Source organism: Fontivita pretiosa (assembly GCF_050410795.1).
In the GTDB taxonomy this organism is placed as follows: domain Bacteria; phylum Planctomycetota; class Phycisphaerae; order Tepidisphaerales; family Tepidisphaeraceae; genus Fontivita; species Fontivita pretiosa.
The window spans coordinates 3,805,669-3,829,517 of sequence record NZ_CP191258.1 but is presented as its reverse complement, the minus strand read 5'-3'; the positions used below and the strand labels follow the sequence as shown (position 1 = coordinate 3,829,517).

General features: G+C 62.3%; 22 protein-coding genes. 13 read left to right on the top strand and 9 right to left on the bottom strand.

What is annotated here, in order from left to right; all coding sequences use genetic code 11:
- Entirely contained in the window at positions 1-588 is a 588-nt protein-coding gene (locus tag ACQS5P_RS15480) for a sigma-70 family RNA polymerase sigma factor (RefSeq protein WP_428937518.1), read from the top strand.
- A gap of 215 nt (positions 589-803) precedes the next feature.
- Complete coding sequence (locus ACQS5P_RS15475; protein WP_428937517.1) at positions 804-1,517, top strand: hypothetical protein; 714 nt, start codon at positions 804-806, stop codon at positions 1,515-1,517.
- A 48-nt stretch (positions 1,518-1,565) separates the two neighbouring features.
- On the opposite strand, the gene ACQS5P_RS15470 is transcribed toward ACQS5P_RS15475, so the two are convergent.
- The 4 genes from ACQS5P_RS15470 to ACQS5P_RS15455 all read right to left on the bottom strand — a co-directional run bounded on the left by ACQS5P_RS15470 (position 1,566) and on the right by ACQS5P_RS15455 (position 5,277).
- Positions 1,566-2,312, bottom strand: coding sequence for a slipin family protein (locus ACQS5P_RS15470; protein ID WP_428941033.1), 747 nt, complete (start codon positions 2,310-2,312; stop codon positions 1,566-1,568).
- Positions 2,313-2,355: 43 nt separating this feature from the next.
- A complete protein-coding gene (locus tag ACQS5P_RS15465; RefSeq protein WP_428937516.1) occupies positions 2,356-3,684 on the bottom strand; it encodes an NfeD family protein in 1,329 nt (442 codons plus the stop codon).
- A 105-nt stretch (positions 3,685-3,789) separates the two neighbouring features.
- Positions 3,790-4,599, bottom strand: a complete 810-nt coding sequence (locus ACQS5P_RS15460) for an alpha/beta fold hydrolase (protein ID WP_428937515.1) — start codon at positions 4,597-4,599, stop codon at positions 3,790-3,792.
- A gap of 117 nt (positions 4,600-4,716) precedes the next feature.
- Complete coding sequence (locus ACQS5P_RS15455) at positions 4,717-5,277, bottom strand: hypothetical protein (protein WP_428937514.1); 561 nt, start codon at positions 5,275-5,277, stop codon at positions 4,717-4,719.
- 258 nt (positions 5,278-5,535) lie between these two features.
- Here ACQS5P_RS15455 and ACQS5P_RS15450 point away from each other — a divergent pair, with 258 nt between their 5' ends.
- The gene (locus ACQS5P_RS15450) at positions 5,536-6,819 is read left to right on the top strand and encodes an adenylosuccinate synthase (RefSeq protein ID WP_428937513.1); all 1,284 of its coding nucleotides are present in this window, start codon (positions 5,536-5,538) and stop codon (positions 6,817-6,819) included.
- A 989-nt stretch (positions 6,820-7,808) separates the two neighbouring features.
- Here ACQS5P_RS15450 and ahcY read toward each other — a convergent pair.
- On the bottom strand, positions 7,809-9,296 hold the full coding sequence (gene ahcY / locus ACQS5P_RS15445; RefSeq protein WP_428937512.1) for an adenosylhomocysteinase: 1,488 nt from the start codon (positions 9,294-9,296) through the stop codon (positions 7,809-7,811).
- 175 nt (positions 9,297-9,471) lie between these two features.
- Here ahcY and ACQS5P_RS15440 point away from each other — a divergent pair, with 175 nt between their 5' ends.
- The 6 genes from ACQS5P_RS15440 to ACQS5P_RS15415 all read left to right on the top strand — a co-directional run bounded on the left by ACQS5P_RS15440 (position 9,472) and on the right by ACQS5P_RS15415 (position 15,022).
- Entirely contained in the window at positions 9,472-10,035 is a 564-nt protein-coding gene (locus ACQS5P_RS15440) for a 3-isopropylmalate dehydratase (protein WP_428937511.1), read from the top strand.
- Between the two features lie 18 nt (positions 10,036-10,053).
- Positions 10,054-11,760 (top strand): HEAT repeat domain-containing protein, encoded by a 1,707-nt coding sequence (locus ACQS5P_RS15435; protein WP_428937510.1) that lies wholly within the window; start codon positions 10,054-10,056, stop codon positions 11,758-11,760.
- Between the two features lie 73 nt (positions 11,761-11,833).
- Positions 11,834-12,457, top strand: coding sequence for a uracil phosphoribosyltransferase (gene upp, locus ACQS5P_RS15430; protein WP_428937509.1), 624 nt, complete (start codon positions 11,834-11,836; stop codon positions 12,455-12,457).
- Between the two features lie 104 nt (positions 12,458-12,561).
- Positions 12,562-13,449, top strand: a complete 888-nt coding sequence (locus tag ACQS5P_RS15425; protein ID WP_428937508.1) for a TerC family protein — start codon at positions 12,562-12,564, stop codon at positions 13,447-13,449.
- A gap of 380 nt (positions 13,450-13,829) precedes the next feature.
- Positions 13,830-14,732 carry a hypothetical protein gene (locus tag ACQS5P_RS15420; RefSeq protein WP_428937507.1) on the top strand — a complete coding sequence of 301 codons (903 nt, stop codon included), beginning with the start codon at positions 13,830-13,832 and terminating at the stop codon, positions 14,730-14,732.
- Positions 14,717-15,022: a hypothetical protein gene (locus ACQS5P_RS15415; protein ID WP_428937506.1), complete on the top strand. Its 306-nt coding sequence runs from the start codon at positions 14,717-14,719 to the stop codon at positions 15,020-15,022. The genes ACQS5P_RS15420 and ACQS5P_RS15415 overlap by 16 nt, the downstream gene beginning before the upstream one ends.
- Before the next feature lie 289 nt (positions 15,023-15,311).
- On the opposite strand, the gene ACQS5P_RS15410 is transcribed toward ACQS5P_RS15415, so the two are convergent.
- Positions 15,312-16,478 (bottom strand): tyrosine-type recombinase/integrase, encoded by a 1,167-nt coding sequence (locus tag ACQS5P_RS15410; protein WP_428937505.1) that lies wholly within the window; start codon positions 16,476-16,478, stop codon positions 15,312-15,314.
- A gap of 460 nt (positions 16,479-16,938) precedes the next feature.
- Between ACQS5P_RS15410 and ACQS5P_RS15405 the strand changes: the two genes are divergently transcribed.
- The 4 genes from ACQS5P_RS15405 to ACQS5P_RS15390 all read left to right on the top strand — a co-directional run bounded on the left by ACQS5P_RS15405 (position 16,939) and on the right by ACQS5P_RS15390 (position 18,402).
- Positions 16,939-17,079, top strand: coding sequence for a hypothetical protein (locus ACQS5P_RS15405; RefSeq protein WP_428937504.1), 141 nt, complete (start codon positions 16,939-16,941; stop codon positions 17,077-17,079).
- A gap of 26 nt (positions 17,080-17,105) precedes the next feature.
- Positions 17,106-17,489, top strand: coding sequence for an IS66 family insertion sequence element accessory protein TnpA (gene tnpA, locus ACQS5P_RS15400; RefSeq protein ID WP_428937503.1), 384 nt, complete (start codon positions 17,106-17,108; stop codon positions 17,487-17,489).
- Positions 17,486-17,863: an IS66 family insertion sequence element accessory protein TnpB gene (gene tnpB, locus ACQS5P_RS15395; RefSeq protein WP_428937502.1), complete on the top strand. Its 378-nt coding sequence runs from the start codon at positions 17,486-17,488 to the stop codon at positions 17,861-17,863. Before tnpA ends, tnpB begins: the two co-directional genes overlap by 4 nt.
- A 95-nt stretch (positions 17,864-17,958) precedes the next feature.
- Complete coding sequence (locus ACQS5P_RS15390) at positions 17,959-18,402, top strand: hypothetical protein (protein ID WP_428937501.1); 444 nt, start codon at positions 17,959-17,961, stop codon at positions 18,400-18,402.
- 48 nt (positions 18,403-18,450) lie between these two features.
- Here ACQS5P_RS15390 and ACQS5P_RS15385 read toward each other — a convergent pair whose 3' ends face one another.
- The 3 genes from ACQS5P_RS15385 to ACQS5P_RS15375 all read right to left on the bottom strand — a co-directional run bounded on the left by ACQS5P_RS15385 (position 18,451) and on the right by ACQS5P_RS15375 (position 23,456).
- Positions 18,451-18,783 (bottom strand): hypothetical protein, encoded by a 333-nt coding sequence (locus ACQS5P_RS15385; protein WP_428937500.1) that lies wholly within the window; start codon positions 18,781-18,783, stop codon positions 18,451-18,453.
- Between the two features lie 86 nt (positions 18,784-18,869).
- Entirely contained in the window at positions 18,870-22,211 is a 3,342-nt protein-coding gene (locus ACQS5P_RS15380; RefSeq protein ID WP_428937499.1) for an RHS repeat-associated core domain-containing protein, read from the bottom strand.
- A gap of 51 nt (positions 22,212-22,262) precedes the next feature.
- Complete coding sequence (locus ACQS5P_RS15375) at positions 22,263-23,456, bottom strand: hypothetical protein (protein ID WP_428937498.1); 1,194 nt, start codon at positions 23,454-23,456, stop codon at positions 22,263-22,265.
- Between the last annotated feature and the right edge of the window lie 393 nt (positions 23,457-23,849).

Here is a 23,849-nt window from a genome sequence, read left to right as displayed (position 1 = left end):
ATGACAACCGCGAAGGAGCTGGATCCGAAGATCGCCGCCGAGCGGTTCTATGAACTGCTCTGGCCCCATCGCGCCGACGTGTTGCGCGTTGCGCGGATTTTGTGTGGCAACGATGCCGAGGCCGACGACCTGGTCCAGGAGACGCTGCTGAAGGCCTATAACGCGATCGGCAGCTTCAAGCCGGGCACGGACGCGCGGGCGTGGCTGCTGCGGATCCTCCGCAATGCCCGCATCGACCGCGCCCGCAGCGAGAAGCGCCAGGCCCATAACGTGAGCCTGGAAGCCAGCGACCTGGATCTGCCCGACCCGCAGACGCCGCAGATAATCGACGACGCCGAGGCCTGGCAGAACCCGGCGGCGGTGCTGGATGCGTTCTCGGATCAGCAGATCATCGATGCGTTGCAGGATTTGCCCGAGGAGATTCGCCTGACCCTGCTTCTGGTGGATGTGCAGCAGTTGGACCACCGGGAGGCGGCGGCGATCCTGGACGTGCCGGTGGGAACGATCAAGAGTCGCACGCATCGCGGGCGGGCGATGCTCCGGCAAGCGCTGCTCCCGCGGGCCAGAGAGTTGCGGCTGGTAAAATGACAGCGAGCCGACATGGGCAACAACGGAAATGAAGCGCGAAGTTATAGTCACAGAGTGCACTGATCGCGTGGCTGCGCTACGCCGCGGCGTAGCGCAGCGCAGCCGCGGGATTCATCGGCACTCATCGGGCATGAGTCCGGGAACTCCAACGCGCCGTTCGTATCTTCCTGCCTTCGCAGTTCATTCGTTCGCTCATGTGGAGCCGAGGTGTGACGATGCGATCCGAAGCGAATGACCAACTCGACGCGCTTGACCGGGCGACGGCGCAGCGGCTGGGGAAGCTGCGCACCATGCCGGTGGACACATCGCGGCTGGACCGGCTGATCCAGGCGCAGATCCCGCGTACCGGGACGAGCCGCACGACAGCGGGGCATCAAACGTTCTGGCTCTTGTTGAGGCAGGTCATCACTCCCGTACGGGCGGTCGCGGCGAGCGTGGCGGTGCTGGCGACCGTCGGCGTTATCGTGTGGAGCCTGAGCGGCAGTGCGGTGCTGGCCTCGCCGGACACGATGGCCAAGTTCCATGAGGACCTGGTCTCCGGCAGGATCCAGGCCACGCAGGTCGATTCGATCGCGCAGGCCAATCGCGTGCTGGCGGCGGAATGGAACCGCCGGCAGATTGAGATTCCCAACATTCCCAGCGAGCACGTGATGCTCTGCTGCATGCAGTCGATCGACGACAAGCAGGTGGCCTGCGTGCTGCTGAAAAGCGAAGGGGGCGTGCCGATCACGATGGCGGTGGCGCGGTCGGCGGACATGAAGATGCCCCGGGGGTCCGCAAGGGTGATCCGGAACGGCGTGACGTATCACGTGCAGTCGTCGGGAAACCTGAACATGGTGATGACCGAGCGTGGCGGGCGTTACATTTGCCTGATCGGCGCCGTTGCGCGCGACAGCCTGATCAGCATCGCCGAAGGCATCCACTTCTGAAAAAGGGGTCGGGAGTCTTTTCCGGTGTCGGAAAAGACTCCCGACCCCTTATTTTTTGATCAGCGGTGACAGCACGTCGATCGGCAGCGGCAGCACCAGCGTCGTGTTGTGCTCGCTGGCCATCTCGCTGATCGTCTGGAGGAAGCGAAGCTGAAGCGCAATGGGCTGCGGCGAGATCATCGCCGCCGCCTGCACCAGCTTCTCGGCCGCCTGGAACTCGCCTTCGGCGTTGATGATCTTGGCGCGGCGTTCGCGCTCGGTCTCGGCCTGCTTGGCCATGGCGCGCTTCATCCCGTCGGGCAGGACCACGTCGCGCACCTCGACGGTCACGACCTTCACCCCCCACGGATCGGTCTGACGATCGATGATCTCCTGAAGCGTCAGGTTGATCTTCTCCCGATGCGCCAGCAGCTCATCCAGCTCCGCCTGTCCCAGCACGCTGCGCAGCGTCGTCTGCGCGATCAGCGAGGTGGCCTTGAGGTAATTCTCCACCTTCACCACCGCCGCCGACGGATCGATCACGCGAAAGTACACCACCGCGTCCACCGTCACCGGCACGTTGTCGCGCGTCATGACTTCCTGCCTGGCCACGTCGATCGTCACCACGCGCAGATCCATGCGAACCATGCGATCGACGAAGGGGATCAGCACGATCAGCCCCGGTCCCTTGGCGCCGACCAGCTTGCCCAGGCGGAAGATCACGCCACGCTCATATTCGCGCAGAATGCGGAACATCTGCGGCAGAAGCGAGGCAATCAGAACCGCCAGCACGATGAGCCACGGCAGGATGGGCATGAACTTTTCGATATCCCGCATGAGAACTTGCCTCCGAGATGATTCAGGTTGAATCGGCTCGCCGGACCACAAGCGTCAATCCATTTCGGGCGATGATCCTGACCGGCGTGTTGGCCGGAATCGGCTCATCGCTGACCGCGTTCCAGTATTCGCCTTCGATGAAGACCTTGCCGGCCTGCGGCCCGATCGGCGTGGTGGCGATGACGGTCCGGCCGATCAGGGTTTCTGCGCCGACGGCGCGGGGCAGCCACTGCGCCCGCAACCCGGCGCCCACCACGAAGATGAAGAACAGCGCTGTGAGCACGGTGGCTGGCACGATCAGCGCCAGCGAGATCCGCAGCATCGGTTCGGTGCGGTCGAACATCATCAGCGCCCCCAGGAAAAACGCGATGATCCCCCCCGCCGTCAACACCCCGTGCGTCGGGGCGAAAATGTCGAAGATGAACAGCGCCAGCGCCAGCCCGATCAGCGCCAGCCCGGCGATGTTCACCGGCAGGATCGCCGCCATGTACAGCATCAGCACCAGCGCGATCACCCCGACCACGCCCGGAAAGATCGCGCCGGGGTTGGACAGCTCCCCGATGATGCCGTACATGGCGATGAGCATCAGCAGGAACATCACCTCCGGGCGCCAGAGGGTCTGAAAGACTTTTTCGCGCACCGTCTGTGGAATGGGCACGATCGAGGCGTTGGCGGTGGCGAGCGTGCGATTGCCGACGCTGCGCCCGTCGAGCTGCCGCAGCAGGTCAGCCCGGTCCTGGGCGATGATCTCGATCACGCCCAGTTCCAGCGCTTTTTCCGCGGTGATCGAGGCGCTGTCCCGGACCGCCGACCGTGCCCACTCGACGTTGCGGTGTCTGCGGGCGGCGATGCTCTCGATGTAGCTGACGGCGAAGTTTTCGAGTTTCTGGCGCATGATGCTGCCGCCGGCCGGCTGGGTCGCCGGCTGGTCGGATCGCGCGGGCGGTGATTCGTCGGATCCGTCGAGCGTGACAGGGTGCGCCGCGCCGATGGTAGTCGCCGGCGCCATGGCCGCCACGTCCGCCGCCAGCGTGATGAAGCATCCGGCGCTGGTGGCAGTGGCGCCGTGAGGAGAAACGTAGACCACCACCGGCACTGGCGAAGCCAGCAGCGACTGGACGATCTGCCGGGTGGAATCCAGCAGTCCGCCGGGCGTGTCCAGCTCGATGATCAGGCACTGCGCGTCGCGTGCGGCGGCCTCGTCGATGGCGCGGGCGATGTAGCTGGCGGTTGCCGGCCCGATCGGGGAGTTGATGCGGATGGTGCAGACAACCGGTGCCTGAGCTGCTGCGGCGGCGGATACAGCCGCGAGCAGAAAACCCAACATGATCAAACCGACGGTTCGCGTCATCCGTCTTCCAGACCCTCCCCCCGCTGGCTCTGCGGCATCTGATTGTACCGCGGAGCACTGAAAACCGCCGCGCGGCTCGGTCCTGATGCCAGCCCCGCCATCGGCTCACAGTCCGTCAAGGAAGCGGCCAATCTCCAGGCAAACCGCGCGCTGGTGGGCGGCCAGATCCTGCGACTTGGAAGGCACCTGTCGCAGCACGGCATTGTGGCCCAGTGCCGCGGCCCACCACTGCGCGGTGTGCATCGGATGAATCGGGTCAAGATCATTGCCGATGACCAGGCTGGGCATGCCAAGCCGCGCGATCTCTCCGTTCCGCAGTGGAGAGGAACCGACCATCGCCCGCAGCCGCGCGGCGCGCTGGCGCGCCTGCGGCGCCAGGCACTGGCCCTGCACGGTAGCGGCGAAGGCCGGCTCCAGGCGCGCCGCCGGAATGATCCCCGGATCAGTCTGGAAGCGGCGAAGCAGCTCGTCGGCGGGCATCTGGTCGAGCCGATCGGCGATCTGCTCGAGCACGAGCAGGTTCTGCGGGCGCGGGTGATCGGTCCAGGCGGGGCGAACGAGCATCAGCGCCGCAGTGCGCTGCGGGTGGCTGGCGGCAAAGCGCGCCGCCACTCCCGCGCCCATCGACACACCGCCGATGATCGCCCGATCGATCCCCAGATGCTCCAGCAGCGCCGCCAAATCATCGGCAAACGTATCGAAGCTGAGCGCTTGCGGAGCACAGTCCGGGCCCGTCAGCCCATGCCAGCGACAGCTCCACACGAGCAGCCGATAGCCGTCCAGGCCCTGTAGCGTCTGTTTGGCCTGCTCCAGGTCGGCGGTCAGCCCGTGACAAAACACCAGCGCCGGCCCGTCGCCGAGCAGTTGATAGTGAAAGTCGATGCCCTGATGGTGGAAGTAAGTATCGTGATTCACGCAGATCATCCTACCGCGGCGGCGCGTCTGAGGCTGTTGCCTCCGGCGCGACCTGTCGCGAGATAAACTGTGCCTGCATCGCCCCCGCCTTTGCGCTCATCGCGGCTTGGCGGTTGTTCAAGCGTGTACCTTTCCCTGATACTCCCGCGTACGGGTGTTGATTTTGACCAGGTCACCGGTCTTGATGAACAACGGGACGCGCACAACCAGCCCGTTCTCCAGCCGCGCTTCCTTCATGACATTGCCGCCGGTGCCCACGGCATGCGTCGGCGCCGCCGTATCGGCCACGCGCAGCGTCACGTTCTCGGGCATCTCCAGGCGCAGCGGCCGATCGCCGGCGAACAGCACCTTGAACTCTTCGCCTTCACGCAGAAACGGCTGGTATCCCTGAAGCTGCGATTCGGTCAGCTCGATCTCCTCGAAGGTGGTGTTATCCATGAAGACGCAGGTCTTTCCCCGGGCATACAGGTACTGGAGCATGCGGTATCCGCCGGCCACCTCATCGATCGGTTCCAGCTCGTCCAGCGTTCGCTCGATGTGCCGGCCGTCCAGGGCGTCGCGCAGGGAAACGTGGACGGTTGGCCTCTGCTTGCCGCTGTGACGCTCGGTGACGTCCTCGACGAAGTAGTACCGCCCCTGATGCCGCAGGAGCATCCCCTTCTTGACGGGAACGTTCATGGTCGCTTCCTCCCGGACCCGGGCCGCAGGTTGCACGGCCTGTTCCGGCGCCGCAGTATACCCGAAGCCGCGCCGCAGGTTTACCCGCGGGCGGGGTCCGGGCCGCCTGGCCCGGCGCCGGGAGCCTCCCGAACGCCGCCTCAGGCATCGGCTTGACACCCGTTGGCCGCGCCCATACTTTCGCCGCCTGCAACGCATCGCTTTTACAGGCACCGCAACTGGAATTGTTGACGCGAGAGGCAGTCATCCGTGATCCCGATGCTTCAAGGCAACACGTGCGTCGTCGGTCTGCAATGGGGGGACGAAGGCAAGGGCAAGATCGTTGATTTTCTGGCCGAGCAGGCCGACGTGGTCGTGCGTTACTGTGGCGGCGCCAACGCCGGGCACACCGTGCGCATCGCCGGGCAGAAGTACTCCACCCACCTGCTGCCGGTGGGGATCTTCCGCCCGCACGTGATGAACCTGATCGGCAACGGCGTGGTGCTGGATCCGGAGGCGTTGTTCAACGAGATCGATGAGTTCATGAGCAAGGGGTTTGCGATCTCCCCGCAGAATCTTCGGATCAGCTACAAGACGCACGTGGTGATGCCCTATCACAAGGCCGAGGATGCGGCCAGGGAATCCAGCGCCGAAGGCGGGGCCATCGGCACCACTCGCCGGGGAATCGGCCCAACCTACGCCGACAAGATGTATCGCACCACGGCGATCCGGGTGGCCGACCTGCTGCACGAACAGCGCCTGCGTGAGCGAATCGCCCATGTCATCACCGATCGCAACAAGGTCTTCAAGGTGCTGTACGATCTGCCCCCACTGGAGTGGCCGGTGGTCTTTGAGCAGTATCGCGATTACGGGCGGCGCCTGGCTCCGTTTGTCGATGACACCAGCCGCATCCTGATCGACGCCTGGAAGGCGGGCAAGCGGATCGTCTTCGAGGGCGCCCACGCCAACCTGCTGGATGTGGATCACGGCACCTATCCGTACGTGACCAGCTCCAACTGCTCGGCCCTGGGGCTGTTCACCGGCGCCGGCGTGCCGCCGCAGATGGTCCACAATTTTGTGGGCATCATGAAGCCTTACTGCACGCGCGTGGGTGGCGGGCCGTTCCCGACCGAACAGGCGAACAACATCGGCGACTACATCCGCGAGCGCGGGCAGGAATACGGCACGACAACACGAAGGCCTCGAAGGTGCGGATGGTTCGACGCCGTCGCCACCCGATACTCCGTCGAGCTGAACGGCATCACGCATGTCGCGCTGACGCTGCTGGACGTGCTCGGCGGGCTGGACCAGGTGCAGATCTGCACCGCCTACAACATCCGCGGACAACGCGTGGAGCACTTCCGCGCCGACGACACGCTGGCCGAGGCACAACCCATCTACGAGACGCTTCCCGGCTGGAAGGCGGATTTGAGCGGCTGCCGGCGATTCGAGGACCTGCCGCCAGAAGCTCAGCAGTACGTCAAGCGTCTGGAGACGCTGGTGGGCGCGCCGATCAAGCTGGTGAGCGTCGGTCCCGAACGCGAGGCGATGCTGATAAGGTGATCCAGATTGCCGCGCCAATGCCTTCCATACCTTCAGGTGCCAGCGGGTTGTCCTGCGCCTACAGACGCTGTTGAGCTGTTCCTGGGTGCTGCTCACGCGCACCGCGTTCAATTCCGAGGGGGCGGCCTTGGTGGAAATACTGAGTCAGGATCGGCAGACCGGCTAATCACTCCGCGCCACCATAAGCATGCAGGCTGCGATACGGGCGAAGGCCGGCCGCTTGTCGTCCAGAGCGATAAGACGGGTCTGAATCCGCCGAGCGGCAAGCTCCAGTTCCAGTGCCCGGCAAGGCAAGCTGGCAAGATCTCACACATGTCCATCGCCGAGCAGCCGATCAATGCGGGCGAGCCAGCCGTCGAATCGCTTTGTGCGCACTTTTCCGCGAAATGACCTGCGAGATTGGCAGTATTGCTCTCGAATCACCCCAATGCGGCGCCTGGCCTCCCGCAATGGTGCAATCATTTCTGACGGAACTGGCGGTGGAAAGCTGGCTTCCAGCATCTGAAGGAGGCTTGCCAACGGTTCCCCGTACTCATTGCGACCAACCGCTGGATGCGGAGAGAGCAGAAACCGTGCCAGATCAGCCCCTTCACAAGGCGTCGGCTGAAGCTTTCGGCGCAGCAGCGTAGTGACGGCTGGAAGTCGCGCCTGCCAGCGCACGGTTGCGGGCGTGGACGCATGCCAATGCTCCGCGGACTGCCACAACTCGTATTGCAGCAGCCCGATGCACAACCTCACGGTACTCGCCACCTTCACAGGTACGACCGGTGGTCGGCATCCGACCAGCTCCTCAACCGACCCATCCGGGTTCCGCACCCTCAAGATGACGTCGTAGTCCGTCGGGCTCGGCTCCCAGCACTGCGCGCGGCTCATCGCTTCCTCGATCGCGTCGAAGACGTCCGCATATCGCTGGTGGTCAGGGAGTACGGTTACATGGGGGTACAACCGTGCATAATCACGCCAGCCAGGCATTGATGCCCCCCCTCTAATCAATACCGATAGTGCTCGCTCTTGTACGGGCCGTCGATGGGCACGCCGATGTACTCGGCCTGCTCCTTGGTCAGCTTCGTCAGCTTCGCGCCCAGCTTGCCCAGGTGCAGCCGCGCGACCTTTTCGTCCAGGTGCTTGGGCAGCACGTACACCTTCTTCTCATACTTGTGAGCGTTCTGCGCCAGCTCGATCTGGGCCAGCGTCTGATTCGTGAAGCTGTTGCTCATCACGAAGCTCGGATGCCCCGTGGCGCAGCCCAGATTCAGCAGCCGCCCCTCCGCCAGGATCAGAACGCTGTGCCCATCCGGGAAGGTCCACATGTCGTACTGCGGCTTGATGTTGGTCCTTTTGATCCCCGGGACCTTCTTCAGTCCGGCCATGTCGATCTCGTTGTCGAAGTGCCCGATGTTGCCGATGATGGCCTTGTCCTTCATCCGCTTCATGTGCTCGACGGTGATGATGTTTTTGTTTCCGGTGGCGGTGATGAAGATGTCGGCGGTTTCGACCACGTCTTCGACGGTCAGGACCTGGTAGCCCTCCATGCACGCCTGAAGTGCGCAGATCGGGTCGATTTCGGTGATGACGACTCGGCAGCCCTGGCCTCGAAGCGCCTGGGCGCAGCCCTTGCCCACGTCCCCGTAGCCGCAGACCACCGCCAGCTTGCCGCTGAGCATCACGTCGGTGGCGCGGAACAGCCCGTCGATCAGCGAGTGCCGGCAGCCGTAGAGGTTGTCGAACTTGCTCTTGGTGACGCTGTCGTTGACGTTGATCGCCGGGAACAGCAGCTTGCCCTGTTTCTGCATTTCGTACAGCCGATGCACGCCGGTGGTGGTTTCTTCCGAGACGCCGCGGACTCGCCTGGCTACTTCCGTCCAGCGGCGCGGGTTCTGCTGCATGGTTCGGCGGATGAGGTTCAGGATTACGCCCCACTCTTCGGGGTCGTGGTCCGGGTCAAACGCCGGGACCTGTCCGGCGGCCTCGAACTCCGCGCCCTTGTGGATCAGCAGCGTCGCGTCCCCGCCGTCGTCGATGATCTGGTCCGGCCCGCTGCCGTTGCCGAAGTCCAGTGCCCGTTCGGTGCACCACCAGTATTCCTCCAGAGTTTCACCCTTCCACGCGAAGCACGAAACGCCCTGGGGGTTGTCGATCGTGCCGTTGGGGCCGACGACAACAGCGGCGGCGGCGTGATCCTGCGTGCTGAAGATGTTGCATGAACACCACCGCACCTGCGCCCCCAGCGCGGTGAGCGTCTCGATCAGCACCGCCGTCTGGATGGTCATGTGCAGCGAGCCGGCTATCTTCAGCCCCTTCAGCGGCTGCTGACGCGCATACTCGGCGCGCACCGCCATCAGCCCGGGCATTTCATGCTCGGCCAGCATGATCTCCTTGCGTCCCCATTCGGCCAGGGACAGGTCGCGCACCTTGAATTCCAGCTTGCGGGGCTGCTGACTGCCGGCGGTCTGTGGTTGGTCCAGTGTCTGGGTCATGGCGATCGCTCCTTCGTAATGCAGTGGTCGGTGGTCCTGAACGCTCAGCGACAATTCATCCGTTCATCCGGATGGATTGTTGAACATTTTGGCTGTCATGTCAATGCGGGCTGCCGACGGCGGCTTCACTTCCGACGCAACGTCCTATATCCTTCGACAACGAGGTTCAGACCACATGGAAGATATCATCCGTGGCCGGGCGTACGTGCTCGGCGACAACATCGACACCGACCAGATCATCCCGGCGATCTACCTCTCGTTCGACCCGTCCAAGCCTGAGGAACGCAAATTCTTCGGCATGTACGCCAACAGCGGCGTGCCCGACGCCCAGGCGGGGCTGCCCACCGGCAACATCCGCTTCGTCCGTGAGAACGAGTTCAAGAGTGACTATTCGATCATCGTCGCCGGCAAGAACTTCGGCTGCGGCAGCTCGCGCGAGCACGCGCCGCTGGCGCTGGCCGAAGCCGGCGCCAAGTGCGTCATCGCCGAGTTCTACGCCCGAATCTTCTTCCGCAACTGCGTCAATGGCGGATACCTGGTGCCGCTGGAGTCGGTCAACCGGCTCGTTGAAAAAGTCCGCACCGGAGATGAGTTGGAAGTGCACGTCAGGGACGGCTTCGTCATCGACAGAAGCAGGAACAACGAGCGATACGAGCTCAAACCGATCGGCGATGCGTTGCCGATCATCGAAGCGGGCGGCGTCTTCCAGTACGCCAAACAAGCCGGGATGCTCAAGTAGCATCCCCTGCGGGGCACCATGGGGCCAAAGCAACTGGCCGTGGGCGCGTGGATCATGGCGATCATCGCCGCGACGGGGATCGCCCTGGCGCAGACGCGTCCGACCAGCGACCCGTCCACCGAAGTGGCCGAACTCCTGCAACACCGGTCCAATCAGCCATCGCTTGACTGGGCGAGAATCACGGTATCCGTCGAGGAGCCGGCGGTGGCGGGCGTGCCGGTGGTCTTCTGGGTCCTGGTACCCAACACGTCCGATCGCGATGTTGTGATTCTGCTCACCGGTCCGGGGCCATACCTGGATGACGGACGGTATGAAGTGCGGCTGAGCTCGGGTCATGTCCAAATTGGCAGCTATCGCCCCTGGAACGGGCAATTCAATCACGGGGCGATGAGCCCGGTGAGTATCCCGGCCAGACAGAGCCTGCGCACGCCGCTGGCGATCGATCCGCTTAAAGAGGGCGAGTACCAGGCCGAACTGTGGTCGTACGACCGGTTCGAGCGCGCAACGAACCGGCGGCTGGCGCAGTTCAAACTGCGGGTCGTCCGTGACGCGCGCCAGCAGCAGCGCTGGATTGAGCGACGGATTCAGGCCGTCAGACACGGAGATTATTTCGCCGCATTCATCGCGCTGCGGTACAATATCGAGCCGGTCATTGAAACGCTGCTGACCGATATCGCGGGAGGCGACAGCGCGATGGCCGCCAACGCGGCGGAGCTGCTGAGCTGCTACAGCCATGTTGGCAAGATTTCCGAGCAGAAGTGGTCGGCGGCGGTCGCGGCAGGGCTGGAGAAGCACCTGAATGATCCGACGACGAAGCCCAACGTCGCGGAAACGATGACCTCGCTGGCATGGAGGAGACCTAACGATCGATACCTGCCGCTGCTCCTGGAGTACACGCGATCGGCCAACTGGGGGGCACGCGACAACGCGATACATTCACTTCAGAGCTACCATCAATCCCAGGCCACCGAACGGTTGGTTGAGATCCTCAATTCGCCCCAGGATCAGCAGTATCACTGGATTGCCGGGCACGCACTGCTGAGCCGCGGTGATCAGCGAGCACTTCCAACCGTGGCACGGATGGCAACAGAACACAACCCCAAGCGATCCGGCGGGCGACCGGAGTTCGAGCTGTTGGTGATGTATCCCGATTCTCCGGTCGCGCGCGACGCGGTGGCGGCGGGACTCAAAAGCGACGATGCCGACATTCGCGCCTCAGCCGGGCGAGCGCTGAGTCTGCATTCTCCCTTTCTCGATCCGCTCGGCCGAAATGAACCCAACCCCGAGCTGGCGGAAATGACCACCATGGAAGCGGCGAGGATTGTTCTGGAAGCAGAGGAGTTCGTTGTAATCGACCAGAGCACCGCCGCCGCGGCGCCCAGGACCGTGCTGGCATTCCGCATGCTTCACGGTTCCTCCGGGCGATATGCCGCCATGCACCACCTTTATCGCGCCGGCACGCTGCCGGCGAAGCTGTACGCGCTGTGCATGATGTATCAGGCCAGCGACCGGCGGCTGAAGGAGTTTGCCGATGCGTTAGTTGCGGCCGGCGGCGAGGTGACGCTGGTCGATGGCCCTCGCCGCAGCACCGTCCCGGTCGCGCAGGTGGTGTCACAGATTCTCGACGGCCAGGTCCCGCAGCGGCTGTTGCGACTGTACAACCCACCGACGACCGGTCCGGCCAGCGCGCCGCCCTCGCGTCCGGCCAGCGCGCCCCACTCCTGATCGTCTGCCGGGCCGTTTGAAGTGCGCCGACTTTGATTCAAGCCATCGAAGTGGTTACAACCACCGACTGCCGATGGACAACGTCCAGGTGATCGATCATCCGGTGATTCAGACCAAGCTCACGGAGCTGCGCGACCGAACGGCCGATCATCGCAAGTTCCGCGCCTTGCTGGATGAGATCGCGATGCTGATGACGTATGAGGTCACACGCGACTGGCCCACGCAGCCCAGGACCGTCCAGACGCCACTGGAAACCACGACCGGGCGGGTGCTGGCCAGGCAGGTCACGCTCGTGCCGATCCTGCGTGCCGGGCTGGGCATGGCCGACGGAGTGCTGCGGATCCTGCCCGATGCGCGGATGGGGCACCTGGGCGTGCGTCGCGATGAGCAGACGCTGGAAGCCATCGCCTATTACCAGAAGTTGCCCCCCGACATCGCCCAGACCGAGGTGCTGCTGATCGACCCGATGCTGGCCACCGGCGGCAGCGCGATCGCGGCGGTGGACTTTCTCAAGAGCGCGGGCGTGCAGAACATGAAATTCGTTTGCCTGGTGGCGGCGCCGGAGGGAATCCATGCCTTGCATCAAAGGCATCGCGAGGTTCCCATTTATTGCGCCGCGATCGACCGGCAACTGAACGACAGGGGCTACATCCTTCCCGGGCTGGGCGACGCGGGAGACAGGATTTTCGGGACGTGACAGAGGGATGGCACGAAGGCGTGTAAGCTCGGGGGCACGAAGCGGAGGCGAGCTGCCCACTGCTTTGTGCCTGCGTGTCACAGCGCCTGCGTGCCTTCGGTGCAATGTTTAACCAGACTTTTGATCTTCATGATCTGATCGTCGTGGGGCTGTTGGTGGTTCTGGAGGGGGTACTCTCGATCGACAACGCGCTGGTGCTGGGGCTGCTGGCCAAACGCCTGCCCCGCCACCAGCAGAGCAAAGCGCTGACCTATGGCCTGGTCGGGGCGTTCGTGTTCCGGTTCGTGGCGATCGCGACGGCGGCGTGGTTGCTTCACTGGCGGTTCGTCAAGCTGCTTGGTGGAGCCTATCTGATCTGGGTCGCCGCCAAGCACTTCTTCTTCGAGCGCAGGGAGAAGGTCGAGGAGAAGATCACCGTCGCCCCGAATGGCACGCCGACCCTGGTTCATGCTGATAACGGCACGGAACTGAGCGAGGAAGAAATTGGCCCGGAGATCGAGGAGCGAAGCCCGGTGCCTCTGGGATACGAGCGTGTTTCGCCGCTGGCGACTGCGGCGCTGGCGGCGTTCTGGCCGACGGTGTTTGTCATCGAGATGACCGACATCGCCTTCGCGGTGGATTCGATCGTAGCGGCGATCGGGGTGGTCGGCTCGCCGCCGCCTGGCGCGCCTCGTCATCCTAAACTCTGGGTGGTGATTGTCGGCGGGTTCCTCGGTGTGGTGCTGATGCGCTTTGCCGCGGTCATCTTCATCCGGCTGCTGGAGCGCTTCCCCCGCTTCGAGACCGCCGCTTATCTGCTGGTCATCGTCATCGGCGGGAAGCTGGCGACCGACTGGGCAGCCAACAGCGAGGCTCATCCCCATCGCGTGAACTTCCACGACGCGCACGATCCGGCCTTCTGGATCTTCTGGATCGCGATGGTCCTGTGCTTCTGCGTGGGGTTCCTGCCGCAGAAGCATAGTCAGGCCATTCAGACGGAACGTTCTGCGTAATCTCAACAACCGTTGCTGTGGGGCTGGCAGGTCCGCTGCTTCAGCGGGGCGTGGCCAGTTTTTGGGGAGGTGTTCCGAATAGAGGTACAATACCTTCTGTTGTGGGGGTTGTTCGTGTGGCGGCCAAGGAGTGGCCGCAAGGAGCATGGCCATGGATCGGCAAGTTCATCTTCCTGTCGAGCAGTTCATTCAGCGGATGCAGATCGAATTCGAGCAGACGATGCGTCGGGTGGCCGAGGCGGTCAATCAGGCCCCTGACGGACAGTGGATCAACGGCAGCGAAGTCCAGGTGCTGGAGGCGATGACGGAGTTTCGGCGTAAAACGTTCGAGACGGCGTTGCAGATGCGGATTGACGAGGCGGAGGGGACTTTTTCCCCCGGTGGACCGGCAAACCCTCAGGAAAAAGCAGAACAAGGGAAGCGCCTTACGCTCGACGCTGAGCGTCAACGGACGGGTGCAGCTTCGCCGCCGGCACTATCACTCCCGCGGCGAAGGCAACGTCACGCCCAGCGATGATCTGCTGGATGTGGTTCATGACACGATCAGTTTGGCCACGCGGCAGTTGTGCTGCCAGTTGAACCGAGCCTCGCGTAGCTTCGAGATGACGGCCCAGAACCTGAAAAAAGCGGCGCAACTGAGCCTGTCCCACGAGACGGTGCGGCAGGCGGTGGAGAGCGACGGCAAGGCGGTGCTGGAACAGTCGCGCAGGGGGCAGCTTGGGCCGACCTGGCACGCCAGCCAGTGCAGGCGTCCCGATGACGGGCGGTCGTTGGTCTACCTCAGCAGCGACGCGTTTATGGCACCGACGATCACCGACGCCCAGAAGCAGGCCCGCCGCCGCAAGGTGCTGGACAAACGCAAGGGCCGCGGAGGCCGCAAACACCGCCTGGGGCCGGTCAAACGTGGAACCGATCAGCGTTACAAGGAGTTCAAGGCGGTGATGTTCTACGACCACGAGTTGGAGCACAAACACGTGTCGGTGACCCGAGGCGATTGCCGCAGTGCAGGACGACTGATGAGTCGGGAGGCCTGGCGACTGGGATTCGCGGCGGCGGACCAGCGTGTGGGCAATATCGACGGCGGACCCTGGATCATCAACCAGATCCAGCGGCAAAGGCTCAAGATGACGGCGGTCGGGCTGGACTTTTTCCATCTGAGCGAAAACGTTCACAAGACCCGGCGAATCGTCTTCGGCGAAGATGACGCCCAAGGTCGGCGGCAGGCCGAAGACCTGCTGCACACGGTCAAGCACGAGGGATCGAGCCGATGCGAGAGAAACTGATGCAACTTCGCTCCAAGACACGCCGAGCCAAGCGACAGGAAACGGACCGGCTCATCGAATATGTGTCGGATCGCAGAGAGATGATCCGCTATCCGCAATTCCTGGCCAACGGCTGGCACATCGGCAGCGGGCCGATGGAGAGTCAATGCCGTGTTGTGCCTCACCGGGTGAAGGGTGCAGGCAAACGTTGGGACCCCGACAATGCCGAAGCGATCATGGCCTTGGAAGCCATGTACCAAAGTGGGCAGTGCTCAGCCTACTGGAAGCTGGCGATGTGCGGTCGAAATTAGGCGGTCCCGAAAAACTGGTCACGCCCGCAGAAAGCCGCTACTAACGCTACGACATGGACCGCGTAAGGTTCTTAAAAAATCAGGATTTATGGCATTAACTGCAACACATGCACTGACAGAGAGTTAGGAAATAGTTACCGGAACATCTTCCGAACTCCCGCCCGATCTCGGCGACTATCTCAGATCCGCAATGCCGCGGCGAGCAAGCGTGATAGGCCATCACGACTCACAGAGAACGAGTTCGCGGATTCCCGCCGAGCGAACTGCTCACCACCCGGAGGGATCTGATTCAGCGGACTGTACGTGCGTGTCGTGTACCGCCTGATGCCGAATTGACTCTACTTTCCGGGTCTTCGGCCATGGAGACAGCAAACCCGCGTCGTGGCCGCTTCTGCTGGCGCTCGCGATAGATCCTCGCCACATCCACTTCATCAACGCCTTCGCGATCGATGTATCGCTGTGGCATGTTGCTCGTCATGGTCCAGCCGAAACGCTTGCAGAACTTGAAATGCGGCAGCGTGTTGCTCCAGTACGTAGCTGACGTGTGGCGGAGCAGGTGTGGATACACTCTTTTGCCGAGCGCTCTCTGGCCAACTCTGCGCAACACCAAACGCACCGCGTTGTCAGACATGGGAAATAGCTGCACACTTGTGTCTGCGGCATCGATCGTGCCATCAGGACGAAGCTTGGGCTGTGCCGGGTGATCTTCGAGCCACAAAGTCAGCCACTTTGTTGTTGCTGGCATCGGCAGCGCCACAGTGCGCCGCAACGTCTTGGAGAATGGCACGCGCACCACGAAGCACTTTTCCTCGGCATGTTCCTCGAAGCTGCGCTGAGAAACGTGGCGCAGCCGGACGTTGAGCAATTCGCCAATTCTGACACCTCCGTCAAAAAGCACCTGTATCAGTGCGCGATGCTGAGGTGTGTTTGCACGGTCGAGCATTCGATTCACTTCTGCTTCCGTGAGCGCCGAGATCTCTTTCGACTCCATGTACGTGTCGATCCACTCCACCAGCTTCGGATAGGAACGCGACTCGCCCCAGAGCCACTTGTAGAACTTTTTCACTGTAAGTTTGATGTCGATCTTGTACCTCGGGCTCAAGGGCGCATCGACGCGGCACAGTGTCTCCCCGATGCGACGCTGCGCTCGCGATTTGATCGTGTCATTCTCCAGCGCCTCAACAAATGCTTCCATGTCAGCTTGCGTAATTTGATCAAGATCTTTGTGCGTGAATTCGATGAGAGGCCGGATTTGCGTGATGTATCCGAGTAGCCGTGCAACGCCGATCTTCTTCTTCGCTCGTCCGATGACTGTCTTGCCAAGCGCAGCGTCGCGAACAAATCTGAGAATGAGATCCTTGTTTCTCTGACTGATATGCGTATCACTTTTCAAACGAGCGAGTGCTAGCTCATACGCGCGATTCGTGTTCCTGATGTCTATGAATTTCTCTTCCATCTCCTGTGCAAAGATTTATTTACGCTGATCATCTACAACAACGTAGCTGTCAAAGTTGACAGAGTGGTGACTAGGTCGTTTGCTGCATGACAATTCACGCCGTCGGCACATTTAAGTGTTGAACTGATCTGCCGTGACACGCGCCGTTTCTGTCAAATCTGTCGAACGCGGGAATGCTAGCGCTTCGTCGAGAGACAGCATCGCCGTGTTGTGCAAAGCAGATGATGCATTTGCAGGTTTTACAAGGCACTGAGATATTTAAATGTTGCGCCTCTTCGCCCGGCCCGCACTCCATCCGCCTGAACGGCAGCGGCGTGGAGGCTTTCACAGTGAGCGTTACGTGGACTGTGTCATCGGGCGCCCAAAACGGTTCTTCCGCAAACCGGCCAGTCGGCCATTTTGAGGACAGACGAGTTGGTCGTTCAGGATCGTTTCCGGCAACAGCCGGGAGCGACGACGAATGGCCAATCAACTCAAGATGGCGCTGGTCCAATTCATTCTCACACTGCACGGGCACGGGTGGTCCCGTCGGCGGATCGCCCGGGAGCTGGGCGTTCACCGGGAGACCGGTGAGCGCTGCGCCAACCGCGTCTTCATTTGAATCGCGGGGGCGGGGACGATGAGGGGATGAACCAGAACACATCGGTCGTTGCCGAGCCGGACCAGAATCAACCTGGGAAGCCCGACGCGGCCACACGCTGGCGCAGGCTGCTGGAGGACCAGCGGGCCAGCGGATTGCCGGTCTCGGTGTTCTGCCGCCAGCGCGGGATCCCGGCCTCGTCGCTGTTCGCCTGGCGGCGGCGGCTGACAGGCGGCGCGGAGGTCTTCAAGCCGGTGAAGCTTGTTGGCGAACCGAAGCGGTCTCGGCCTGCAGACGATGACGAGGACGATGTTGACGCCGATGGCGCGATCGAGGTCTGCCTGGCGGGGCAGCGGCGGCTGATCGTCCGTCGCGGCTTCGATCGGGAACTGTTCCTGGAGCTGATCGAGGCATTGGAGTCACGCCCGTGATCGGCCTGCCAACGCTTGAGCAACTGGATCGATTGGCGCCGACCACGCGGATTTGGCTGGCGGTGGCGCCGGCGGACATGCGCTGTTCGTTCGATCGCCTGGCGGAGTTGGCGGCGCTGGTGACGGGGGATGATCCGCTCTCGGGGCACCTGTTCATCTTCCGCTCGCGTGGCGGGGATCGGCTCAAGGTCCTTTCCTGGGACAAGGATGGCTACGCCCTGTGGTACAAGCGCCTCGAGGAGGGAACGTTCAAGCTGCCGAGGGTGGAGCCGTCGCAGCGGTCGGTTCAGCTGCGAGCCAGCGAGCTGGCGATGATGCTGGACGGGATCGATCTGAAAAGCGTCAAGCGCGTCAAGCGGTATCGACGCGAGTGATCGACGCGCGAGTGATCGACGCGGGAAAAAAATATTTTCTTCGAGTTATCCACTAGCGCTGCACAGGCCCGTTGTGATACACCCCGCCGACCGTCATGGACGACACGGCGATCGATTCTCTGCCCGATGATCCGCAGACGCTGAAGCGGTTGCTGATCGAACGCGAACGTCGGATCGGGTCGCTGGCGCAGGAGCGTGACGCGTGGCAGATCAAGTTCCTGCGCGCCGAGATGGAGCTGCTGCGGCTGCGCAAATGGTACTACGCCCCCAAGGCCGATCAGCTCAGCTCGCCGCAGGACCTGGCCCAGATGCTGCTGGGCTTCGCCGAGGAACTGGAATCGCGGCCGCTGGATCTGCATCCTCGGGATCTGCCCGGCGACGCCGAGGCGGCCGACGAGGTTGAAGCCAAGACGGCGCGTCGCGTGCGGCGTGGCCGGGGCCGGCGGAAGATCGCCGCCTTCGAGAAGCTCCCGGTGACAGGACTGGGCCAAGCTGATCGGCGACGCGCCGGAGGTGTAGTTCAGGTAGCGATCACGTAATCCAATGCCACTGATCGCGGTGATTCTACTTCACCGGATGCCCGGCTATCATCCGGCGGATTGACCTCCCTCTCGCTCGGACCGCTCAAGAAGAGCTTGCTTGCCTTCAAGAAAATCGAGTAGCTTCCAGAGAGGCATCCGCAGTTCGTCAAGGTTGAGGGTCCGCCCGTAACTCTGGCGAATCTTCTCCACGATTTCTTCTGTCGTGTCTCCTGAGATGTCGAAAATGTTGGCTTCGTCAGACACGAAGAAAGGGCGAAGCTCGGGCTCGAACAATCTGTCCACGAAGCGGTCGAAGGCGGACTTCCTGCGGAGAATCTCCACCGAGTCGGCGAACTTCACATCGTTCGGATCCGTTGTTGGCTTGTACTGCTTGTCCATGTGACTTCTCCCGAACACTACAACGCTACCTCGGCGATTTCACCTCAGAAACGGCGGTCACTTACGAACGAACCAGCGTTGTGGTGTTAAGGGAGCGGAGTGTAGTCGCCTCTGCTGATGAGATTCGCGACTTGGTTGACCCGCACAATGCCAACGCTGATGATCTTGTCTGGTTCATTATACGCCATCGTGATGCGAAGATAAACGTTCTGAGCCATCCCTGGCAACCGCTGGATGATCTGAACATTCCCGTTGTTTCGCATGTCGGCAAATCGCTGTGCAGCGGGGTTCGTGGCTAACTGGCGCACCATGTTGGGTGTGAGCTGGCCGGCCCAAGTCGTCAGACGCGGGTCGCGAAGTTGTTGGGCAACGCGATCGGCGAACCGCAGCCCGGCACCTCCTCCAGAGGCTAGTGCGATGCCCACGCGCAAACCAGCCTGATATACTATAACCTGAGTGCGGACCAGCGCATACGCTGCCTGCCGAACTAGGAACCCGCCGACCAGTGAGATGCCGCGCAACAGGGCGTCAATGCCGGCTCTCACCAACTGTGCCAAGGCGCTGAAGAACGTGCCCTCCGGGTCGATTTTGTTCACCGGGTCAGCACCGGCGTAAGCGTACTTGTGCTGCTGCTGCGCTTGGTCGGCTTCCGCCTGGAAAGCGTCAAAGCTGCTGAACCTCCCAATCCCCTGGTCATAATACCGCGCCCGAAGGTAGTACTGCCCCAGCGACGAGTCGAATTGCTCCCCCGCGTACAACAGCTTCGTCGCTTGAGAGGACTCCGTGAAGCCGATCGCCTTGCCGAACGCGTCGTAGTCGTACGTCGCGGTGACGGCGGCGCTGGAATCGATGATCCCGCGGTTGGTTCCGTGGCCGTCGGCCATCAGGTAACTCACTGTGCCGGAGCTGTTCGCCTGCGCGATCACGTCCTGCCCGATGGTGTACGTCGTGGTCGGCGAGCCGCCTGAGGTCGAAGACTCTTCGAGGACTTGGCCATAGCCCGTCGGATTATTGGGGTCGTTGGTGAAGTACGTCGATGCCCCTCCCACGATGGATTTGTTGAGCCGGATGTTCTCCTGGTCATACGTGAACGTGACATCGTTCGTGTCCGTCAGGAATCCGTTGTTGTTCGCGTCAATGCCCTTGAGGCGGTTGCGCACGTCCCACTGGTAGCCCGTGGTCGCACCGCCGCTGATCGCCTTGCTGATCGTGCTGCCGTTGGCGTCGTAGCCGTAGGTCGTGTCGGGGTTGACGTTCGAGTCTTCAAGAGTAAGACGGTCGTTGGAATCGTACGTGTAGGTGATCGTCTCCTCCGTGCTGCCGTTGTTGCCGTTGTCGATGCTCTTGCTCGTGCGGTTGCCGGCCTTATCAAGCACGTAGGTGTGCTTGTAATCATTAGCGTCCGGCCCGTTGTTGCCAACGTCCCGCACTTCCTCGGTCAGCCTATTCAAGCCGTCGTAGGCCCAATTGACCTTGTTGGTGCTGAACGGCGTGCCGGAGCTGCCGTCGTAGCGCTTCTCGATCGCGAAATCCCGCTGGCCGTCGGTCGTCAGCGTGTAGTCCTGCTCGAACAGCTTGTTGCCGTTCGACTTCTTGACCGTCAGCAGGTCCAGGCGGTTGAGGTTGTCGTAGTCGTAGTCGTGGACCACGCCGGTGGGGGCGGTGACGGTGTTGAGGTTTCCGGCGGCATCGTAGGAATACCCCGTGACCAGGACATGCGTCAGCACGGTGTCGTTGAGCTCGTTAACGGCGACGGCCTTGAGTCGTCCCAGCACATCGTAGCCGTAACGGGTGTCCGTGCGGCTGGTGTACGTGCGCCGACGATCGCCGGTGGCGGCGTCGTACTCGTAATTGACAGCGCTTTCCAGCGTCTCCGACGGCGTGACCCGCTGCTCGATCTGCGTCACCCGGCCTTCGGCGTCGTAGGTGTTGGTCGTCTTGCGGTCCTGCGTCGTGCCGGAGTAGTCCTTGGCGGTGAAGATGCGCCCAAGGTTGTCGTAAGTGTAGACGATCTTCTCGGTCGGCGTGTCCGTATCCGGGTTTTGGCTTGGGGTGAAATACTGCTTCTCGTCGATCCGACCGGCGTTGACGCCGGACTCGAAATACTTGTACTTTGTCTTTTGGCTTTTGGAGTCCGTGTACAGGCTAAGGCGGCCTTTGCTGTCATAGGCGAAGCTCTCGCTCTGCCCGCCCGGCAGTGTGCGGCCGGTTCGGCGATGCTGGGCGTCGTAAGCGAACGTCGTCTCGCGGTTCTGAGTACCGCCAAGGTCGTTGTCTAGCGGATCGCGCTGAAGCGTCTGGTTGCCGTACACGTCGTAGCCGTACTCCCAGCGGACCCGTCCCGTGCCGCTCGTCGGGTCGCTCGGGTTAGGCAGCGTCGCGGCCTTGAGTCGCCCGCCGAGGTCGTACTCGCTCTCGTTGTAGATGGCGCCCTCGCTGCTCTTGCGCTGGCGGTAGTACTTGACCGTGTCGTTGCCGACGATCGAGTAGGTGTACGTCGTCTCCACGAAGCTGTCGTCAGCGTCGGCGGGCTCCATGTCCGGATCACCAGCACCGTCGTTGTCGTCGTCGTACGTCGTTTTGATCACTCGTCCCAGCGCATCGTAATCGGTGCGGGCCTTGTGGCCAAGAGCGTCGGTGACAACGTCCCATCGCTTGTCGTTGACGCTGTCTTCGTAATATGAATATCCCGTCGTCTGGCTGAGTTCATTGGTGACGCTCGTCACCCGTCCGGCGGCATCATACGCATACTGAGTGCGCTGGCCGCCGGTGCCGATCTGCATCTTGACCCGTCCGGCGCTGTCATAGATGGTTTTGGCGATCGAAACAGTTGCCAGGCTGGAGGCGGACGCATCGAAGATGCTGCGGTTGACGTTGCTGGCAGCCGTATTGGGATCATTTTCGACCTTCACGACGACGCCGTCGATGCGCTGGACTTCTTTCACCCGCCCCAACTCGTCGTAGATGTTCTTCGTCGCCCGCGCCCGTGTCGTGTTGTCGGGGCTCGCAAGAGAGGTCGCGCCGGTGTAATAGCGGTCCGTCTGCCATTCGACGCGGCTCATGGCGTCGTAGGCCGTGCGGACCTCCGTCTTATCCGGGTAGAGGGTGCGGATCAGATTCCCTCGGGCGTCGTAATCAAAGAATGTGTCACGGCCATACTCATCCGTCCTCTTGCTCACCTGACCATTGTCGCTGTACGTGGTACTGGTCGTCGTCAGCGGGGTCTGGCCGTTCAGGTAGGTAACATAACCGCTCGTCGTCAGCGAGGTGCTGACGTCGCCGGTGATCTCGTAGCGGCGGATCGTCGTCACGCGGTCATCATCGTTGTAGTCCATCCGCTCGACGACTGTCTTGGTGGACGTCCCGTTGGTCCAGACGTAGTAGGACACCTCAGGGTTGCCGTTGTCGTCGTAGACGAACTTGCGCACGACCTTGTCCGTCCCGGTGGTGCTGGGGCGTGACCAGTTTTTCGGGACCGCCTAATTTCGACCGCACATCGCCAGCTTCCAGTAGGCTGAGCACTGCCCACTTTGGTACATGGCTTCCAAGGCCATGATCGCTTCGGCATTGTCGGGGTCCCAACGTTTGCCTGCACCCTTCACCCGGTGAGGCACAACACGGCATTGACTCTCCATCGGCCCGCTGCCGATGTGCCAGCCGTTGGCCAGGAATTGCGGATAGCGGATCATCTCTCTGCGATCCGACACATATTCGATGAGCCGGTCCGTTTCCTGTCGCTTGGCTCGGCGTGTCTTGGAGCGAAGTTGCATCAGTTTCTCTCGCATCGGCTCGTATCCCTCGTGCTTGACCGTGTGCAGCAGGTCTTCGGCCTGCCGCCGACCTTGGGCGTCATCTTCGCCGAAGACGATTCGCCGGGTCTTGTGAACGTTTTCGCTCAGATGGAAAAAGTCCAGCCCGACCGCCGTCATCTTGAGCCTTTGCCGCTGGATCTGGTTGATGATCCAGGGTCCGCCGTCGATATTGCCCACACGCTGGTCCGCCGCCGCGAATCCCAGTCGCCAGGCCTCCCGACTCATCAGTCGTCCTGCACTGCGGCAATCGCCTCGGGTCACCGACACGTGTTTGTGCTCCAACTCGTGGTCGTAGAACATCACCGCCTTGAACTCCTTGTAACGCTGATCGGTTCCACGTTTGACCGGCCCCAGGCGGTGTTTGCGGCCTCCGCGGCCCTTGCGTTTGTCCAGCACCTTGCGGCGGCGGGCCTGCTTCTGGGCGTCGGTGATCGTCGGTGCCATAAACGCGTCGCTGCTGAGGTAGACCAACGACCGCCCGTCATCGGGACGCTTGCACTGGCTGGCGTGCCAGGTCGGCCCAAGCTGCCCCCTGCGCGACTGTTCCAGCACCGCCTTGCCGTCGCTCTCCACCGCCTGCCGCACCGTCTCGTGGGACAGGCTCAGTTGCGCCGCTTTTTTCAGGTTCTGGGCCGTCATCTCGAAGCTACGCGAGGCTCGGTTCAACTGGCAGCACAACTGCCGCGTGGCCAAACTGATCGTGTCATGAACCACATCCAGCAGATCATCGCTGGGCGTGACGTTGCCTTCGCCGCGGGAGTGATAGTGCCGGCGGCGAAGCTGCACCCGTCCGTTGACGCTCAGCGTCGAGCGTAAGGCGCTTCCCTTGTTCTGCTTTTTCCTGAGGGTTTGCCGGTCCACCGGGGGAAAAAGTCCCCTCCGCCTCGTCAATCCGCATCTGCAACGCCGTCTCGAACGTTTTACGCCGAAACTCCGTCATCGCCTCCAGCACCTGGACTTCGCTGCCGTTGATCCACTGTCCGTCAGGGGCCTGATTGACCGCCTCGGCCACCCGACGCATCGTCTGCTCGAATTCGATCTGCATCCGCTGAATGAACTGCTCGACAGGAAGATGAACTTGCCGATCCATGGCCATGCTCCTTGCGGGCCACTCCTTGCCCGCCACACGAACAACTCCCACAACAGAAGGTATTGTACCTCTATTCGGAACACCTCCCCCAAAACTGGCCACGCCCCTTCAGCGCGGCGTAGGCGGCGCTTTGCCTGTGAGTCCCCTGAGTGATACGATTCGGC